The organism is Paraburkholderia bengalensis, from assembly GCF_037126505.1.
Taxonomy (GTDB): domain Bacteria; phylum Pseudomonadota; class Gammaproteobacteria; order Burkholderiales; family Burkholderiaceae; genus Paraburkholderia; species Paraburkholderia bengalensis.
In genome coordinates, this window is sequence record NZ_JACFYJ010000013.1 from 94844 (window position 1) to 113329 (window position 18486).

Sequence of the window (18486 nt, forward strand, 5' to 3'; positions counted from 1 at the left end):
GTTTATGACAGACAACTCTCACGTCCCGAAGCAGCCGTTGCCATCGCTTGCAGTCGCTGCGATCGGCGTGGTTTTCGGGGACATCGGCACGAGCCCGCTGTACTCGCTGAAAGAAGCCTTCAGCCCCTCCCACGGCATTCCCCTTACCGAAAGTTCGATTCTCGGCGTGATCTCGCTGCTGTTCTGGGCGATCGTCGTGGTGGTGAGCATCAAATACGTGATGTTCGTGATGCGCGCCGACAATAACGGCGAGGGCGGTGTGCTCGCGCTGATGGCGCTGGCACTGCGCTCGATCGACGCAAAAAGCAAAGCAGCCGGCCTGCTGGTGATGCTCGGCATCTTCGGCGCCTGCATGTTCTACGGCGACGCGGTGATTACGCCCGCGATTTCGGTGATGTCGGCCGTCGAAGGCCTGGAGATCGCCGCGCCCAAACTCTCGCACCTCGTTCTGCCGCTGACGATGGTGATCCTGGTGTTGCTGTTCTGGATTCAGCGCCACGGCACGGCCACCGTCGGCCGGCTGTTCGGCCCCATCATGGTGCTGTGGTTCCTGACGCTTGCCGTGTTGGGCCTGTCGCACATCGTGCAGTCGCCGGAAGTCATCAAGGCACTCAATCCGTACTACGCGTTTTCGTTCATGTCGGCGCACGTGTTGCAGGCCTACGTCGTGCTCGGCTCGGTGGTGCTGGTGCTGACGGGCGCGGAAGCGCTGTACGCCGACATGGGGCACTTCGGCGCGGCGCCCATCCGCTGCGCGTGGTATTCGCTCGTGATGCCGTCGCTGGTGCTCAACTACTTCGGCCAAGGCGCGCTGCTGATGCATGATCCGAAGGCGATCGAAAACCCGTTCTATCTCCTTGCACCGGACTGGGCGCTGCTGCCCCTCGTCGTGCTGTCGACGGTGGCGACGGTGATCGCATCGCAGGCGGTGATTTCGGGTGCGTACTCGCTGACGAGCCAGGCGATCCAGCTCGGCTACGTGCCGCGCATGAAGATCCTGCACACCTCTGAACTGGCGATCGGGCAGATCTATGTGCCCGTCGTCAACTGGATGCTGCTCTTCATCATTCTGTGCATCGTCGTCGCATTCAAGAGTTCGGACAATCTGGCCGCGGCTTACGGCATCGCGGTCACCGCGACGATGGTGATCACGACGATCCTCGCGAGCGTCGTGATGGTCAAGGTGTGGAACTGGAACAAAGGCGTCGTGGCGCTGATCATCGGCGCGCTGTTGCTGGTCGATCTCGGCTTCTTCGGTGCGAATCTGCTGAAAGTCGCGGAAGGCGGATGGCTGCCGCTCGGCATCGGCGCGCTGTTGTTCTTCCTGCTGATGACGTGGTTCAAGGGCCGCATGATCGTGAAGGAGCGCACCGCCGCCGACGGTATTCCGCTCATGCCGTTCGTGCAAGGGCTGCTCGCGCATCCGCCGCATCGCGTGTCGGGTACGGCGATCTATCTGACGGGCAGCGCGACGCTGGTCCCGGTGAGCCTGCTGCATAACCTGAAGCACAACAAGGTGCTGCACGAGCGCACGATCTTCCTCACGTTCATCACGCGCGATATTCCGTATGTCGAGGACAAGGATCGTTTGACGGTCAAGGACGTCGGGGGCGGGCTGTTTCTGGTGAAGGCCGCGTACGGCTTCAACGAGACGCCCGATGTGAAGGCGGTGCTCGAACAGATCAGCGTCTCGCATGACATGTCGTTCGAGCTGATGGACACGTCGTTCTTCCTCGCGCGCGAGACCGTTGTGCCGACGCAGTTGCCCGGCATGTCCGTATGGCGCGAACGCGTGTTCGCGTGGATGCATCAGAACGCGGCGAAGCCGACGGACTTCTTTAGTATTCCCGCCAATCGCGTCGTCGAACTCGGAACCAAGATCGAGATTTGATGTTTGGTTGTCTGGGGCTGTGACGCGTGTGATGAGCGGCGTCGGTGGCATCCGCGAAACCGCTGACGCACATGCCCTTGCCACGGGTGTCACCCGACGGCGACGCCCGCGAGCCTAGGCAGCGCTTTTACCGCTTCAACTTGGCGAACGCCGCCGCCATCGCGTTGACGGGTTCCGCCTCACGCGAACGCTGCTGGGGCCGTCCGCCACCCGCAGCACGTCCGGCGCCGCGATCCTGCTGTCCGCCCGCACGCCCCGTTGCCGCACCAGCCGCGAAGTCGTCGTCCAGCCGCATCGTCAGCGAAATGCGCTGGCGCTTCACGTCGACCTCGAGCACCTTCACCTTGACGATCTGCCCCGCCTTCACGACTTCGTGCGGGTCTTTGATGAACTTGGTCGACATTGCGGACACGTGCACGAGACCGTCCTGATGCACGCCGATATCGATGAACGCGCCGAACGCGGCGACGTTCGTCACGACGCCTTCGAGCACCATGCCCGGCGACAGATCCGAAATCTTCTCGACGCCTTCGCGGAACGTCGCCGTCTTGAACTCGGGGCGCGGATCGCGGCCGGGCTTTTCCAGCTCTGCGAGGATGTCGCGCACAGTGGGCAGGCCGAAGCGATCGTCGACGAACTCCGCGGGCGACAGACGGCCAAGCGCGTCGCGATTGCCGAGCACCTCGCCGATGCTCTTGCTGATCTTCGCAAGCATCCGCTCGACGACGGGGTACGCCTCCGGGTGCACCGACGAGCGATCAAGCGGATTCTCGCCGCCATTGATGCGCAAAAAGCCCGCTGCCTGTTCGAACGTCTTGTCGCCCAGACGCGGCACCTTGCGCAGATGTTCGCGGGTTGGGAACGGGCCGTTCGCGTCGCGGAAATCGACGATGTTGCGCGCGAGCGTCGCGTTCAGGCCGGACACGCGCGCGAGCAGCGCGACTGACGCCGTGTTCGCATCCACGCCGACGGCGTTCACGCAATCTTCGACGACAGCGTCGAGTGAGCGCGCGAGTTCGCGCTGGTTCACATCGTGCTGATACTGACCGACGCCGATTGCCTTCGGTTCGATCTTCACGAGTTCCGCGAGCGGATCTTGCAGACGGCGTGCGATCGACACCGCGCCGCGCAGCGACACGTCGAGTTCCGGGAATTCCTTGGCTGCGAGTTCCGATGCGGAGTACACGGAAGCGCCCGCTTCCGACACGACGATCTTCTGCAGATTCAGTTCGGGATGGCGCGACATCAGCTCGCTCGCGAGCTTGTCCGTTTCGCGAGATGCCGTGCCGTTGCCGATGCTGACGAGCTCCGCCTGCGTCTGCGCGGCGATCCGCGCGAGCTTCGCGATCGAACCGTCCCAGTCGCGGCGCGGTTCGTGCGGATAGATCGTGTCGGTCGCGAGCAGCTTGCCCGTGCGATCGACGACCGCGACCTTCACGCCCGTGCGCAAGCCCGGATCGAGGCCGATCACGGCTTTCGGGCCCGCCGGCGCGGCGAGCAGCAGATCCTTCAGATTGCGTGCGAACACGCGGATCGCTTCGCTCTCGGCTTCTTCGCGCAGGTTTGTCAGCAACTCGTTTTCGATGTGCGGCTGCACCTTCACGCGCCAGCACCAGCGACACACGTCGGACAGCCACTTGTCCGCCGGGCGGCTCTGGTTCGCGATGCCGAAGTGGCGCGCGATCATCGCCTCGCCGGGATGCGGCACCTGCGCGTCGAGTTCCTCGCCGAGCCCCAGCTTGATCATCAGCACGCCCGCATTGCGGCCACGGAAGAGGGCGAGCGCGCGGTGCGACGGCACGGTTCGGATCGTTTCGGAATAGTCGTAGTAGTCGCGAAATTTCTCGCCTTCTTCGCCTTCCTTGCCTTCCACGACCGACGACGTCACCACGCCCTGATTGAACAGATAGTCGCGCAGCTTGCCGAGCAGTTCCGCCGTTTCGCCGAACTGTTCGGAGAGAATGTCGCGTGCGCCGTCGAGCGCGGCTTTCACATCGGCGACGCCCTTGTCGGCATCGACGTATTGCGCGGCTTCTGTCTGCGGGTCGAGCAGGGGATTGGCGAGCAGCGCATCGGCGAGCGGCTGCAGACCGGCTTCGCGGGCAATCTGTGCGCGTGTGCGGCGCTTCGGCTTGTACGGCAGATAAAGGTCTTCGAGCACCTGCTTGCTGTCGGCGCCTTCGATAGCGGCGCGCAGCTCGTCCGTCAGCTTGCCCTGTTCGTCGATGCTCGCAATGATGGCGGCGCGGCGGTCTTCGAGCTCGCGCAGATAGAGCAGGCGCTCTTCGAGCGTGCGCAGCTGCGTGTCGTCGAGATTGCCCGTCACTTCCTTGCGATACCGGGCGATAAACGGGACAGTCGCTCCTTCATCGAGTAGTTCCACGGCCGCCGCGACCTGGCGCGGCTGGACGGTCAGTTCGGTGGCGATGCGCTGTACGATCTTGAGTGCTACGGTGTCCGTCATAAGGGCTTGATCTTCCTGCCGGATTCGACTGTGGCCGCTCTCGCGCGAGGCGGGCGGCGGCCGGGTTGCTGAAACGTCGGCAAAGCTCGTGAAAGCTCGCTGAAGCGGGGCATTTTGCCATAAATGACCGAGCGCTCAAGCGCGGGGTGATAGAATTTCGGGCATGTTCCGTTGACCCTCTACGACGTTGCCGACCTCACGCCTCACGTCCGGAAATCTGCCCGGACCTTCACGCCGATCATCGCTCGCATTGCCCGCACCGTCTGTCTCGAGGCCGCCCGTCGCTTCGATTGCATTCGGGGTTGCGGCATCCGTTCGGGCGCTCGCGCTTGCTGCGTCGGTCTCGTTCGTTTCGTTCGTCTCAGTCATGCCGCGCATCGCCGATGCGCAGGACAATCCCGTCGCGGCTTCGTCTGCGGTGGCGGCTTCGGGCGTCGCGGCTGGCAGCACGCAAGCCTCGGCAGCGAACGACTTCGACGCGCGTCAGAAGGCGCTCGACGCGCGCACCGCCGAGAACAACTACCGCTACGGCGTTGCGCAGCACAACTGTTATAGCAAGTTTTTTGTCAACCACTGCCTGAATTCGGCGCGTGAAGACATGCGCGTCGTTGCTGCCGACATCCGCAAGGAGCAGCTCGCGCTCGACGACGAAAAACGCGTCGAGCATGCGCGCCAACGCGACGAGCAGGCGGCCATCAAGCGGGCGCAGGCGGAAGCCGAGGCGCCCGCGCGCGCCGAGCAGGACACGCGCAACGCACAGGCGTACGAGGACAAGCAGCGTCAGCATCAACTGAGCCAGGCACAGCGCGACGCGCAAGCGCCGCAGCGCGCCGCGAACGAGCAGGCGTATCAGCAAAAGCAGCAACAGCACGCAATCGACCAGGCGCAGCGCGGCATCTCGCCGTCGCAAGCGGCCGCGAACCAGAAGGCGTACGACGCGAAGCAGGCCGACTTCCAGCGCAAGCTCGACGAGGCACACCAGCAGGCGGCGCAGAAGGCGCAGGAGCGCATCGAGAAGCAGCAGCGCTACCAGCAGAAGCAGACGAACGCCGCGCAGCACAAAGCCGATGTCGAGGCGCGCCAGAAGCAGGCGGCCGAGAAGGCGAAGCAGAAGCAGGATGAGCAGGCGAAGCAACAGCAGCAACAGAAGCAGCAGCAACAGCAGTAGTAGCATCAGGCATCAGCAGCCGTAACGCGTTTCAGGCCGGACAGCAACCTCGAGCGTAGCGACCGCACGGCGCGGCCTTCGCCGTTTCGAAAGAGGAGGCGAGCATGCGCGACCACCATCGCGTCATCGACGCGGACACCCTGCGCGACCGCATTCTGCAACTGGAATCGGAGCACAGCGGGCTTGACCGGTTGATCGACAGAATGTCCGAGGACCCCGGCATCGACGACCTCGAGATACAGCGCCTGAAAAAGCGCAAACTCAAGGTCAAGGACACCATCATCCTGCTGCAATTGCAGCTGGAACCCGAAGTGCGCAACTGACGGAGCGGCGAGGCAGCCTGCGTCGTTCTGCCCGTGGCGTACGCCGGACTTTGCAGGAACAGCTTGCCTTGAATTCACCGCTTCACACTTCTTCCCGCGCGGCGAGCGCCGATGACGCGTCTGCGCATGGTGAGCGTGCCGCGAAGCCCGCGTCGGGCGGCGGCGCGCTGGCGGCCTCGCTGAGCCACAAGCGTTCGTCCGAACTCGCCGACATCTTCGCCGCCGACGGCCTGCTTGCGCGCCAGATCGACGGCTACCGGCCGCGTGCCTCACAGATCGAAATGTCGCGTGCCGTGGCGGCCGCAATGGAAGCCTCGGGCCGCGCGATGCCCGAACCCGCGATGTTCGAGGCGCAGAAGCGCCCGGCGCGGCGGTTGCAGTCGTCATCCGCGACTGCCGCCGGGCAGGCTGTGCCGGAAGATGGCGCGGCTGCCGACGACAGTCTGGAAGGCGGCGAGAACACGCTGATCGTCGAAGCGGGCACGGGCACGGGCAAGACTTACGCGTACCTCGTGCCGGCCATGTTGTGGGGCGGCAAGGTGATCGTGTCGACGGGCACGAAGCATCTGCAGGACCAGCTTTATCAGCGCGACATTCCGACCGTGCGCGACGCGCTTGCGGTGCCTGTGTCGGTCGCGATGCTCAAGGGGCGCGCGAACTATCTGTGCCACTACTATTTGCAGCGCACGGCGGACAACGGCCGCTTGCCGTCGCGGCAGGAAACGTCGTATCTGCAGGACATCATCCGCTTCGCGAAGATCACGCGCACGGGCGACAAGGCCGAACTCGCGAGCGTGCCGGAGACGGCGGCCGTGTGGTCGATGGTGACGTCGACGCGCGACAACTGTCTGGGCCAGGAATGCCCGCACTACAAGGACTGCTTCGTGATGCAGGCGCGTCGCGAGGCGCAGCAGGCGGATATCGTCGTCGTCAATCACCATCTGTTTTTCGCCGACATCATGTTGCGCGACACGGGCATGGCGGAATTGCTGCCGACGGCGAACACAGTCATCTTCGATGAAGCGCATCAGCTTCCCGAAACGGCGACGCTGTTCTTCGGCGAAACGCTGTCGACCACGCAGTTTCTCGAACTCGCGCGCGACTCGGTAGCCGAGGGGCTTGGCCATGCGCGTGATGCCGTCGACTGGGTGAAGCTCGGCGCGGCGCTCGAACGTTCGGCGCGCGATGTGCGGCTCGCGTTCAAGGAAGACTCGGTACGTCTGTCGATTGGCCAGTTGCCCGACGATCATCCGTTGTTCCCGGCGCTCCAAGCCGTCGAAACGGAACTCGGTGCGCTCGCCAGCGCGCTCGCGGCGCAGTCGGAGCGGGCCGAGTCGCTGGCCGCGTTGTTGCGCCGCGCGCGCGAATTGCAGGACGTGCTGTCGGGCTGGACGACGCCGCCGACGCAGACGGAACGCGATGCGGCAACCACGGCTGCCGATGACGCGAAGAGCGATCTGAACGAGAAGGTTCGCTGGATCGAAGTGTTTTCGCACACTGTGCAGTTGCACGAAACGCCGCTGTCGGTCGCGCCGATTTTCGCGAAGCAGCGCGCAGGCGTGCCGCGCGCGTGGGTGTTCACGTCGGCCACGTTGTCCGTGCGCGGCGACTTCACGCATTATGCGGCGCAAATGGGCCTCAACTCGCGGCGCTCGATGACGCTGCCGAGTCCCTTCGATTACGGCGTGCAGGGCTTGCTCTATGTGCCGCGCAACCTGCCGCAGCCGTCGTCACCGATGTTCACCGATGCTGTGTTCGATGCCGCGCTCCCCGCAATCGAAGCCTCAGGTGGGGGCGTCTTCATGCTGTGCACGACACTGCGCGCCGTCGACCGGATCGCGTCGAAGCTGCGCGACGTCATCGAATCGCGCGGCTGGAACATGCCGTTGCTCGTGCAGGGCGATGCAAGCCGCACGGAACTGCTCGACCGGTTTCGGTCGTACGGCAATGCGATTCTCGTGGGCAGCCAGAGCTTCTGGGAGGGCGTCGATGTGCGCGGCGATGCGTTGTCGCTCGTCATCATCGACAAGCTTCCGTTTGCGCCGCCTGATGACCCTGTGCTGTCTGCGCGACTCGATGCGCTGACTAAGAAAGGTCTGAGTCCTTTTGCGGTTCATCAGCTGCCTCAGGCCGTGATTACGCTGAAGCAGGGCGCGGGGCGTCTTATCCGTTCTGAAACCGATCGGGGCGTGCTGATGATCTGCGATACGCGTCTCGTCGACAAACCCTATGGACGCCGTATATGGCAGAGCCTGCCGCCGTTCAAGCGCACGCGGGAGATCGATGTCGTGCGCGAGTTTTTCGAGGAGAACCCGCAGGCTTGAGGAAGAGAAAAGCTCGTTGTATCGGCGAACGCTTTTTGCGTTACCGAGGCAGCGAGGCTTTGTCGTGCAGAGATTTATACGGTGCGATTGGTTTAAAGCGTTTGGAAGCTAAATCCCGGTTCGCATGCGAGTCGAATAAGTAAAATAAAAATCGATGCATAAAACAAAACGCCACGGTTTGAACCGTGGCGTTTTGTTTTGCCCGGGAAGCCCTCGGACTTCCCGTGGCAGTTTCGCCCTGAGGCGAACCCTGTGCTACAGCTTACTGGCTTGCGCCCGAAGCCGGAGCAGCTGCCGAAGCAGCAGCGTCCGAAGCAGCAGCGCCTGCGTCCGAAGCAGCCGTCGAAGCCGAAGCAGCAGCGTCGCTCGCAGCAGCGGCAGCGCCCGAAGCAGCAGCAGCCGAATCCGAAGCAGCAGCAGCCGGTGCCGAAGCGGCAGCAGCGTCGCTAGCCGGGGCAGCTGCCTGGTCGCTGCTCTTGTTGCATGCAGCCAGTGCCACAGCTGCCAACAGGGATGCTACGAGGAGGGATTTCTTCATGATCACGTCCTTTTATGGTTAAAGGTAAGCAACAGCGCAAAATAAAACCGGTAATGTGCTCCAACACCGACCTGGGCCGCTGGTGGAGACCGCACTTCATGAGCGTGAATCTTCCCTACGGCTTGGGCGGAAATTATATGCACTTTCGTATCGACCGTCGACAAATCCGGGGCCAATACGTTGTCTTTCTCAGACAATTTTTCGCTATACGGTATGACAGCGGAGCGAATCTTATCTCAGTTCCCCCATCTGTATCCAGCCCGCACGATACCACTCGTGTAGCAGTGCTGTCACCGACGATTGCTGTGAGAGTGTTACAAAGCGTTTCGCACTCAGATAGCGGCTGTCAGCGAGTTCAGTCAACCAGCTTTTTACGCCTGTCAGGCTATTTTCTTCTCCATTCAGGTAATAAAAGCGATTGTCGTAAAGCAGCACAGTTTTACGGTCGAGCCGCACGCCTTCGTTGCTTGCACGCTTCGCAAAGCGCGCTGCATCGAGTGGGCGTTGCGGCGGATCGAACACGACACTAGGTTTCGGCTCGCTCAGGTAGGTACCGAGAAACGTCGACACATCCTTGTCGCTCCAGTCGATCTTAGCAAGGATTGCACCCACCCGATCGACCAGCGCGGCGGGCAGTGCCGCAGGCTTCGCGACGGCGGGCTGCTGCGGATCGCGATACAGTGCGTCGCGATCGCGCGCACCGGCCGCTTCGCCGCGCTCAGCAAGGTAGTAGAGAAATTGCGCGGCCAACTCGGCCGTCGACGGCGCGCGAAAGCCAATCGAACAGGTCATGCATTCGCCCTGCGCAACGCCGTCATGGGCGATATGCGGTGGCAAATAAAGCATGTCGCCGGGCTCCAGAAGCCATTCCTCTTCGGGTTCGAAGTGTTGTAGAACTTTCAACGGCAAGCCCGGCTGCAATGACAGATCGCGTTGTGCGCCGATCCGCCAACGGCGTTTGCCATGTACTTGCAACAGGAAGACATCGTAAGAGTCGAAATGAGGACCGACGCCGCCGCCATCTGTCGCATACGAGACCATCAGGTCGTCGAGGCGCGCGTCGGGCACAAAGCGAAAGCGGTCAAGTAGTGCGCGCGCGCTGTCGTTATGCAGGTCGACGCCCTGGACGAGCAGCGTCCACGCGCGTTGTCTGACGGACGGCAACTCGTCTGCAGCAAACGGGCCATGCTCGAGCTGCCATTTGTTGCGAAAGTGCGTGATGAGGCGCGATTCGACCTCGTCCTGGTCGGCCAGCTCGAAGAGTTCGTCGCGAGTGAGCGGCGCGGCAATGTCCGGGATCGCCTGACGGATCAGGAGCGGCTTTTTTTGCCAGTAACGCCGCATGAATTGCGACGGCGTCAGGTTGCCTAACAGGGGCGAGGATTGATCGGGCGATGGCGCGCGAGAGGCGGAAACGGGAGTCCTGGAAGGACGCGCTGAAGCTTTGCCAGCGGGGTAGTCAGGGGGCCGCACGGGCATCGTATAATGTGAGTCGTAATCTGGAGAATCGAATGAAAATCGCAAAGAACACCGTCGTATCGGTCGCTTACAAGCTGTCGGATGCGCAAGGCAATCTGATCGAGGAAAGCGACGAGCCGATGGTTTATCTGCACGGCGGCTATGATGGCACGTTCCCCAAGATCGAGGAAGAGCTTGACGGCCATGAGCCCGGCTTCGAAACCCAGATCCAGCTGGAGCCGCAGGACGCGTTCGGCGAGTATGATCCCGAGCTCGTGAAGATCGAGCCGCGTAGCCGTTTTCCCGAACCGCTCGAAGTCGGCATGCAGTTCGAAGGCACGCCGGAAGAAGGCGACGAAGACCTCGATTCGCTGATCTACACGGTCACTGACGTCGCCGAAGACAAGGTCGTGCTCGACGGCAATCACCCGCTCGCGGGCATGGCGCTGCGCTTCAAGCTGACGGTTCAGGACGTGCGCGAAGCGACCGACGACGAAATCCAGCACGAGCACGCGCATGGCGCCAGCGGCCTCGAAATCGTCGATGAAGACGATGACGAAGATGGCGCCGACGACGCCGAACCGTCACGTCCGACGCTGCATTGAAGTCGACCGCATCGCGCCCGGCCAGATAGCCGACGGCGCGGCACCAACCGAAACGGGCGCCTAGGCGCCCGTTGTCGTATCTGGCGGGCGTTAGTGGAACATTGCTCCGTTGCCCGCGTTTGCGCCGCTGCTGGCCGCGCCGCCGGAATCGGGCGCCGGCGAGCGAGGCGGCTCGGGCAGGATTGGCGGCAGTTCCGATGCGGGCGCGGAATCGGGCACGGTCGGCATCGGCGGGGGCGTGGGGGGTGATGCATCGATGTGCGGCGACAGTGTCGGCGCGGTGGGCAATGGCAAATTCTTCGGCACGTCCTTCACGCTCACGCGCAGCGGTGGCCGTTTGCCAAGATCCACATCGATCTGTACCCACTGGTTCTGAGGGCTTCGCGGCGCGAATGCGATTCGGGTGAGATTCATCACCAGCTCGCCTTTGTCGTTGCGCAGCGGTTGATCGATCATAAAGCTCGCACGCGATCGATCGTCATCCTGATGAATCACCACGACAGGGCCGCGAAACGTTTCGGCGAGCTTGACGAGACTGCGCTTGAATTCCATGAAGCCGTCGCGCTTCGACCGATGCCCGAAGCGCAGCCACGCAAATCGCTCAGGCCGCTCGTAGCGCTCAGGATCGAAGTCCCCCTGAACCAGCACGACGATGGCGCGCGCGTCGCGGCGTTTCGCATATTCAGCAGCATGATCGAGCCAGAACGCATTCGCGATGACACGGTCCTCGAACTCGCCGTTGCGCCCGCCCGCGTTCAGATAGTGATTGTTCGGCCCCGGCACGTTCAGCCCCACGAACACCGTATCGTGCATCAGCCAGCGCACATTTTCGCGATAGGGCCGAAATCGCGATACTTCGCTTTCGCGCGCGAGCGGAATCGGATTCTGTCCCATCGACGACTCGTCCGCGAATAGCGTCTGTCGCAGCAGATCGAGCCGCTCGACGGGATCATAGCCGCCGGCTTCGGCCGTACCGCAATCCGCCCAGTCGTGCTGTCCCGGAACGAAGATCAGGGCGGGTTTCGATGTTTCGAGCACGGTATGGCGCGTTTCGAACAGCGAGTCGCGGCAGGCTTCCTTGCCGTTCTTCAGGTTGCCGTCGTAGACGATGAACGAGATGTCGGGGTCATGGCCGATCGCGTCGAGCAGGCGCAGCGTGAGCGGCTCGTCCGCGGGACTCTGGAGCGTGCCGCCGATGACAGCGAATGCGTAGTGAGACGACGCATCTTTCGCCAACGTCGCGCAGCCGTGCGCGGCCAGTAACAGCCCGGCAGCGAGCACGAGGGCGGAGCGCGCCGCGCCGCGCGCGCGACGCCGGCGCGGCCGCATACGCGCACCGCGCGTCTTAGCCGTGAGCATCTGGCGACTTGGCCAGTTCATGCAGTTCGTACAGCAGATCGAGTGCATCGCGCGGACGCAGATCGTTCGGATCGATTTCGCGCAGCCTTTCGACAAGGGCTTGTGTTGCAGCGTCCGGCGCCGCTGTTGACGGGGTGTCGTCCGCATCTTCGAGCTGGATGACGGGCGCCGCAAACAGATCGAGTTGCGGCGCCGGTTGTGCGGCCGATTGCTGCTCCAGATACGCGAGATGCTTGCGCGCCGCGCGAATCACCGCGTTCGGCACGCCCGCCAGTTGTGCAACTTGCAGGCCGTAGCTCTGGTTGGCCGGGCCTTCGTTGACGGCGTGGAGGAACACGATTCCGTGACCATGTTCGACGGCCGACAGATGAACGTTCGCCGCATGCGGGAATTCGGCTGGCAACTGCGTGAGTTCGAAGTAGTGAGTCGCGAACAGCGTATGGCAGCCATTGTGCGCAAGCAGATGCCGCGCGATGGCCCACGCGAGCGCGAGCCCGTCGAAGGTCGACGTCCCCCGGCCGATTTCGTCCATCAGTACAAGGCTTTGCGGCGTTGCGTCGTTGAGAATGGCAGCGGCTTCCGTCATTTCGACCATGAAGGTCGAGCGGCCACCTGCCAGATCGTCCGCGGCGCCGATGCGCGTGAAGATGCGATCGATCGGGCCGAACGATGCGCGCCGCGCAGGCACATAACTGCCGACATACGCCATCAGCGCAATCAGCGCGGTCTGGCGCATGAAGGTCGATTTGCCGCCCATGTTCGGGCCGGTGATCAGCAGCAACTTGCGCTCCGGGCTGAGCACGCAGTCGTTCGCGATGAACTGTTCGACCTGCGCCTCGACGACGGGGTGCCGGCCCTGGTCGATCTCGATGCCGCCCGTTCCGTTGAAGCCCGGCGCAACCCAGTCGAGCGCGCGGGCCCGTTCTGCGAAGGCGGCAAGCAGATCGAGCTCGGCGAGCGCCGACGCGACGCGCTGACAGTCGGCGATGAACGGCAGCAGCGCTTGCAGCAGCGCATCGTACAAGGCCTTCTCGCGCGCGAGTGCGCGTTCCTGCGCGGACAACGCCTTGTCTTCGAATGTCTTCAGCTCGGGCGTGATGTAGCGCTCGGCGTTCTTCAGCGTCTGACGGCGGCGATAGTCGTCCGGCACCTTGTCGGTTTGGCCGCGCGTCACTTCGATATAGAAACCGTGAACCTTGTTGTACTCGACGCGCAGATTGCCGATGCCCGTTCGCGCCCGTTCGCGAGTTTCGAGTTCGATCAGGAACTGTCCGCAGTTCTCCGAAATATCTCTTAGTTCATCGAGTTCCGCGTCGTAGCCGCGCGCGATCACGCCGCCGTCGCGCACCATCGCGGCTGGCTCCGGCGCGATGGCCTGCTTCAGCAGATCGACGCAACCGGCGGGCGGTTCCAGCGAGGCATCGATACGTGCGAGGGAATCCGCCGCCGACGTCACGGGAGCGAGTTGCGCCCGCAGTTCGGGGAGCGCGATGAAGGTGTCGCGCAGACTCGACAGATCGCGTGGACGCGCGGACAGCAAGGCAAGGCGTCCCGTGATCCGTTCGATATCCGACACCTGGCGCAATGCGCCGCGCAGCGAGTCGAGACTGGCTTCATGCGGCGCATCGAGCAACGCGCCGATTGCCTGCTGGCGCGCCTGCGCAATCGACGCATCGCGCGGTGGATGATGAAGCCAGTGACGCAGCAGACGGCTGCCCATCGTCGTGCAGCACGTATCGAGCAGCGAGCAGAGCGTAGGCGAATCCGTGCCCCGCAGCGTTTCCGTCAGTTCGAGATTGCGGCGTGTGGACGGATCGAGCCCGATGTACTCCGATTCGTACTCGACTTTCAGACTGCGCACGTGGCGCAACTGCTGGCCCTGCGTGGCGGCCGCGTACAGCAGCAGCGCCCCCGCCGCGCCGCACGCGCACGACAGCGAATGCGCGCCGAAGCCATCGAGGCTCGCCACTTCCATCTGATCGCACAGGCGTTGCGTGCCCGAAGCGATGTCGAAATGCCAAACGGGCACGCGCGTGGTCGCGCCGAAGCCCGACGGCAGGGTCCAGCCGTTCGACTCGCTCGACGACGGCACGTCGGCCACCAGAATTTCAGCGGGGCGAATGCGTTCGAGCGCGGCGGCGACTTGATCCGGCGCGACTTCCGCGAGGCGCAGGGCGCCGCTTGCCAGATTGAGCCAGGCTAGACCGACGGTCGTCACGATGCCTCGCCGGTTATGCCCGGTGCACACAGCCATCAGATAGGTGTCGGACTTGTCGGAGAGCAGGGCAGCGTCCGTCAGCGTGCCCGGCGTGACCACGCGCACGACCTTGCGCTCGACGGGGCCCTTCGATGTAGCAGGGTCGCCGATCTGCTCGCAAATCGCGACAGACTCGCCGAGCTTCACGAGTTTTGCCAGGTACTGTTCGACGGCATGGTGCGGCACGCCCGCCATCTTGATCGGGTTGCCGCCCGATGCGCCGCGCTGCGTGAGTGTCAGATCGAGCAGGCGCGCGGCCCTTTCGGCGTCGTCGAAAAACAGTTCGTAAAAGTCACCCATCCGGTAGAACACGAGCGTGCCCGGATGCTCCCCTTTGATGCGCAGGTACTGCTGCATCATGGGGGTGTGTTGCGCGATATCGCTTGCGGCTGCCGTTTGAGTGCCCATCCTCGTGTCTTTCTTGCGTAACTGTTCAGGGCGTGAGTGTAACCCGTCGACGCATCCAGCGAACCTGGCCGGATGGCCAGGTTCCCGTCACAAAATAGGCGAGGCTATGCTTGGCACACGCTTCGCTCATTCCTCGATCAGCGCATGCATGTCGACCTTGTGCGCGTTCGCGGCGCTGCGGCGTTTTGCGAGCCACATCATCGCCGTGATGAACAGGCCGAACGCGGCGATGATCCATTGCACGGGCATTTTCGCCGTGAGCAGAATCGCGTACGCACCGAGCATCAGCAGCACCGCCAGGTTCTGGTTGAAGTTCTGCACGGCGATCGAATGGCCGGCCGTGAGCAGGGTTGCGCCGCGGTGCTGAAGTACGGCGTTCATCGGCACGATGAAGAAGCCCGACAGCGCACCGAGCAAAACCATCAACGGGTAGGCGAAGGCGATGTAGGCGGGCGTGAAGAATGAGCCGACGCGCAGGCCCGTGTCAGGTGGAAAGAGGTTTTTGCTGTAGAAGGCCATCGCGATGGCGACGCCGCCCGTGATCAGGCCGACGGGCAACACCTTCAGCGAGTTGCGCAGCGGAATCCACGCCGCAGCGGCGGCCGCGCCGATGGCGATACCGAGGCCCGCGACCCCCTGCATGACGGCCGCCTTCGACAGCGACAGCCCGAGATTTGCGTCCGCCCACTTCAGCACGAGCAGCTGCAGCGTGACTGCGCCGCCCCACATCAGCGTCGTGACCCACAGCGCGATCTGGGCGAGCCGGTCGGACCATAGCACGTTAAAGCAGCGCACGAACTCGCCGACCAGCTCGCCGGGTTCGTTCAGCCGGTTCGGGTAGCGCGCGCCTGTGTCCGGGATGCCCACGTTGAGCGCGGCGGCGATTGCATAGGTGATCATGACGGCGAGCATCGCGAGGTCGGCGGCGGAATGGATCAGCGGCCATTGCGCGTGCTGCACGAAGCGCGTCGCGTACGTGCTGATCAGCGCGCCGCCCAGCATCGTGCCGACGATGGTGGACAGCACGGTGGCCGATTCGAGCCACGCGTTGGCGGCAACGAGCTTTTCGGCGGGCAGCAACTCGGTGAGAATGCCGTACTTCGCGGGCGAGTAAGCGGCGGCGCCGAAGCCGACCACGCCGTACGCGATCATCGGATGGACGCCCGCGATCATCATCAGGCAGCCGCCCGCCTTCAGTGCGTTCGAGATGAACATCACGTGGCGCTTTTGCAGCGCGTCGGCGAACGCGCCGACGAACGGCGCGAGCAGCACGTACGAGATCGTGAAGAACATCTGCAGCATCGGCGTGATCCACGCCGGCGAGCGGATCTCGGTGAGCAGCGCGATGGCCGCGATCAAAAGCGCGTTGTCGGCGAGCGACGACACGAATTGCGCCGCGATAATCGTGTAGAAACCTTTCTTCATGGTTTCGATTGGAACACAGCGCCCGGATTTTTGCGTTCGACGCGCGACGCACTTAGCCGGCCGCAGGCCGTTTCCTGGGCGTTCGCGTCGTGCGCCTGGCGATGCCTGGCGGCGCCCCAAAACGCAAAAAGCGGCCGAAGCCGCCTTTCGACAACGCCCAGCGTCTTATGCTGCTTGTTCTCTGGTGCGGGTGTAGCGCGACAGAATCGGAATCATCTGCGCATAGATCTTCGGGTTGCCCGCCACGATTTCATTGCGGTGCAGGAAGTCCGAATCGCCGGTGTAGTTGCCAACGAGCCCGCCGGCTTCTGTGATCAACAGGCTGCCCGCTGCCATGTCCCACGCGTTGATGCCCTGTTCGAAGAAGCCGTCGAGGCGGCCCGCTGCGACGTTCGCCAGATCAAGCGCCGCCGCGCCCGGACGGCGCAGACCCGCGCACGCCTTGGTCATGTCGGCGAAAAGGTGCGTATAGGGCTCGAGCGTGTCCTTTTCGCGGAAGGGAAAGCCCGTGCCGATCAGGCTGTCCGCGAGCCGGTCGCGGCGGCCGACGCGGATGCGGCGGTCGTTCAGGTACGCGCCGCGGCCGCGCGAGGCCGTAAACAGGTCATTGCGCGTCGGATCATAGACGACCGCCTGCGTGACGATGCCCTTGTGCGCGAGCGCAACCGACACACAGTAGTACTGGAAGCCGTGAATGAAGTTCGTGGTGCCGTCGAGGGGATCGATGATCCACTGGTATTCGGACTCGTTGCCCGATTCGCCCGATTCTTCGGCGAGGATGGCGTGATCGGGGTAGGCGGTGGTCAGCGTTTCGATGATGGCCGCTTCTGACGCCTTGTCGACCTCCGTGACGAAATCGTTGTGCTGTTTCTTGCTGACCTGCACGAGGTCGAGATCGAGCGACGCGCGGTTGATGATCTGCCCGGCGCGGCGAGCGGCCTTGACAGCGATATTGAGCATGGGATGCATGAGTCTGAATCCTTAAGCCGGACGCGCGGCGGCTGTCCGATATTGAGCTGAAAACAAGCTGTTAATCGCGCGAAACGCACGCCGGTTGAGACTGGGTCAAAACCTGGACATACATTCCGTCGACGGAGACGAATTGACGAAGAGCGATGCGATAAGCCGTTTGCCCACGAAAGGCAAGTGGCACGGCGCGAATATCGGGATTTTACCTGAGTCTCGCCCGTTCGAGGCAGTTCGGGGTGCCGCGTGCCGGCGGCGCGCAAAACGTGACGGATGCAGCCGTGGCGACGGGACAAGCGCCGTCTGGGCCAATCGGCGGATGGAAACAGGTGGCAAGTTGGCGCTACCATTACCGTTTCCTCGCTCTTCCATATTTATCGTGGTTCAGACGCCTTCGCCTTCATCTTCACCTTCACCCAGCACCGCTCCCGACAACGCCAGCACGCTCGGGGGCGGTTTTACGTCGACCCGCTTCGTGCTCGTCGAGCCGAGTCATCCGGGCAATGTCGGCGCGGCGGCGCGCGCGCTGAAGACAATGGGTTTCTCGCGGCTCGTGCTGGTCGCGCCGCGCGTGGCCGACGTGAAGAACGATCCGGAAGCGATCGCGATGGCGAGCGGGGCGACGACGTGCTCGCGCTCGGCATCATCGTCGTGTCGACGCTCGCGACGCTGCTGTCGGGTGCGCATTGGTCGCTCGCGCTGACGGCGCGCTCGCGCGAATACGGGCCGCCGCAACTCGCGCCGCGCGCCGCCGCGGCACAGGCGCACGAGCATGCCGCCCACGGCGACATTGCACTCGTGTTCGGCAACGAGCGCACGGGTCTTTCCAACGAGGACGTCGAGCGTTGCAGCGCGCTCGCGCATATCCCCGCGAATCCCGCGTATAGCTCGCTGAATCTGGCGCAGGCGATCCAGGTGCTGTCGTACGAATTGCGCATTGCGTATCTGGTCGAAGGTGAGAGCGCACAGACGCCGGCCGGCAACGCGGGCGTGCTCGCTGCGAGCGATGAAATCGAGCGCATGTACGTGCACCTGGAAAACGCCTTGATCGCGCTCGACTTTCTCGATCCCGGCAACCCGAAGAAGCTGATGTCGCGTCTGCGGCGGCTGTTCGCGCGTGCAGGACTCGAGCGTGAAGAGGTGAACATCGTGCGCGGCATCGCGAAACATATTCTGCTGAATACGAAAGGGCGCGACGGCGACGAACGTTAGCGCGCGATTCGCCGTCGTCCTGCCGTGGCCGGACGGACGAAATCCGACAGCGTCCGGCAGCCGTGGGTGGCCGTTTTGCCCGCGCCGT

12 protein-coding genes and 1 pseudogene are annotated in these 18486 nt (G+C 63.5%); 6 read left to right on the forward strand and 7 right to left on the reverse strand.

All coding sequences use genetic code 11. The features are described from left to right. The first annotated feature begins 4 nt into the window (after positions 1-4). The gene (locus H3V53_RS11135) at positions 5-1891 is read left to right on the forward strand and encodes a potassium transporter Kup (RefSeq protein WP_336597949.1); all 1887 of its coding nucleotides are present in this window, start codon (positions 5-7) and stop codon (positions 1889-1891) included. 127 nt (positions 1892-2018) lie between these two features. On the opposite strand, the gene H3V53_RS11140 is transcribed toward H3V53_RS11135, so the two are convergent. Then, positions 2019-4355: a Tex family protein gene (locus H3V53_RS11140; protein WP_336597950.1), complete on the reverse strand. Its 2337-nt coding sequence runs from the start codon at positions 4353-4355 to the stop codon at positions 2019-2021. Positions 4356-4722: 367 nt separating this feature from the next. Here H3V53_RS11140 and H3V53_RS11145 point away from each other — a divergent pair, with 367 nt between their 5' ends. From H3V53_RS11145 to H3V53_RS11155, 3 genes are all read left to right on the forward strand, one after another. Next, positions 4723-5523 (forward strand): colicin transporter, encoded by an 801-nt coding sequence (locus H3V53_RS11145; RefSeq protein WP_336597951.1) that lies wholly within the window; start codon positions 4723-4725, stop codon positions 5521-5523. Positions 5524-5627: 104 nt separating this feature from the next. Then, a complete protein-coding gene (locus H3V53_RS11150; protein WP_336597952.1) occupies positions 5628-5846 on the forward strand; it encodes a DUF465 domain-containing protein in 219 nt (72 codons plus the stop codon). A 68-nt stretch (positions 5847-5914) separates the two neighbouring features. Next, entirely contained in the window at positions 5915-8170 is a 2256-nt protein-coding gene (locus H3V53_RS11155; RefSeq protein ID WP_336597953.1) for a DNA repair helicase YoaA, read from the forward strand. Positions 8171-8432: 262 nt separating this feature from the next. On the opposite strand, the gene H3V53_RS43620 is transcribed toward H3V53_RS11155, so the two are convergent. Both H3V53_RS43620 and H3V53_RS11165 read right to left on the reverse strand, forming a co-directional pair. After that, a complete protein-coding gene (locus H3V53_RS43620) occupies positions 8433-8708 on the reverse strand; it encodes a hypothetical protein (protein WP_082427479.1) in 276 nt (91 codons plus the stop codon). Positions 8709-8939: 231 nt separating this feature from the next. After that, complete coding sequence (locus tag H3V53_RS11165) at positions 8940-10187, reverse strand: cupin domain-containing protein (RefSeq protein WP_336597955.1); 1248 nt, start codon at positions 10185-10187, stop codon at positions 8940-8942. 32 nt (positions 10188-10219) lie between these two features. On the opposite strand from H3V53_RS11165, the gene H3V53_RS11170 reads away from it, so the two are divergent. After that, a complete protein-coding gene (locus H3V53_RS11170; RefSeq protein ID WP_336597956.1) occupies positions 10220-10771 on the forward strand; it encodes an FKBP-type peptidyl-prolyl cis-trans isomerase in 552 nt (183 codons plus the stop codon). Between the two features lie 90 nt (positions 10772-10861). Here H3V53_RS11170 and H3V53_RS11175 read toward each other — a convergent pair whose 3' ends face one another. The 4 genes from H3V53_RS11175 to H3V53_RS11190 form a co-directional block, all read right to left on the reverse strand. Beyond that, complete coding sequence (locus H3V53_RS11175; protein WP_336597957.1) at positions 10862-12151, reverse strand: hypothetical protein; 1290 nt, start codon at positions 12149-12151, stop codon at positions 10862-10864. Beyond that, positions 12117-14795: a DNA mismatch repair protein MutS gene (gene mutS, locus H3V53_RS11180; RefSeq protein WP_336597958.1), complete on the reverse strand. Its 2679-nt coding sequence runs from the start codon at positions 14793-14795 to the stop codon at positions 12117-12119. The genes H3V53_RS11175 and mutS overlap by 35 nt, the downstream gene beginning before the upstream one ends. A 126-nt stretch (positions 14796-14921) precedes the next feature. After that, complete coding sequence (lplT, locus tag H3V53_RS11185; RefSeq protein WP_336597959.1) at positions 14922-16220, reverse strand: lysophospholipid transporter LplT; 1299 nt, start codon at positions 16218-16220, stop codon at positions 14922-14924. Positions 16221-16385: 165 nt separating this feature from the next. Further along, positions 16386-17189, reverse strand: a complete 804-nt coding sequence (locus H3V53_RS11190) for an inositol monophosphatase family protein (RefSeq protein ID WP_336597960.1) — start codon at positions 17187-17189, stop codon at positions 16386-16388. Positions 17190-17505: 316 nt separating this feature from the next. Between H3V53_RS11190 and H3V53_RS11195 the strand changes: the two are divergent. Then, a pseudogene (locus H3V53_RS11195) lies at positions 17506-18398 on the forward strand (RNA methyltransferase). Positions 18399-18486 lie beyond the last annotated feature (88 nt).

Excerpts from the sequence above, each read along its gene's own strand:
- H3V53_RS11165 (WP_336597955.1), bottom strand. The coding sequence starts at position 10,187 with ATGCCCGTGCGGCCCCCTGACTACCCCGCTGGCAAAGCTTCAGCGCGT.
- H3V53_RS11190 (WP_336597960.1), bottom strand. The coding sequence starts at position 17,189 with ATGCATCCCATGCTCAATATCGCTGTCAAGGCCGCTCGCCGCGCCGGG.
- H3V53_RS11140 (WP_336597950.1), bottom strand. The coding sequence starts at position 4,355 with ATGACGGACACCGTAGCACTCAAGATCGTACAGCGCATCGCCACCGAA.
- H3V53_RS11150 (WP_336597952.1), top strand. The coding sequence starts at position 5,628 with ATGCGCGACCACCATCGCGTCATCGACGCGGACACCCTGCGCGACCGC.
- lplT (WP_336597959.1), bottom strand. The coding sequence starts at position 16,220 with ATGAAGAAAGGTTTCTACACGATTATCGCGGCGCAATTCGTGTCGTCG.
- H3V53_RS11145 (WP_336597951.1), top strand. The coding sequence starts at position 4,723 with ATGCCGCGCATCGCCGATGCGCAGGACAATCCCGTCGCGGCTTCGTCT.
- H3V53_RS11170 (WP_336597956.1), top strand. The coding sequence starts at position 10,220 with ATGAAAATCGCAAAGAACACCGTCGTATCGGTCGCTTACAAGCTGTCG.
- H3V53_RS43620 (WP_082427479.1), bottom strand. The coding sequence starts at position 8,708 with ATGAAGAAATCCCTCCTCGTAGCATCCCTGTTGGCAGCTGTGGCACTG.
- H3V53_RS11135 (WP_336597949.1), top strand. The coding sequence starts at position 5 with ATGACAGACAACTCTCACGTCCCGAAGCAGCCGTTGCCATCGCTTGCA.
- H3V53_RS11175 (WP_336597957.1), bottom strand. The coding sequence starts at position 12,151 with ATGAACTGGCCAAGTCGCCAGATGCTCACGGCTAAGACGCGCGGTGCG.
- mutS (WP_336597958.1), bottom strand. The coding sequence starts at position 14,795 with ATGGGCACTCAAACGGCAGCCGCAAGCGATATCGCGCAACACACCCCC.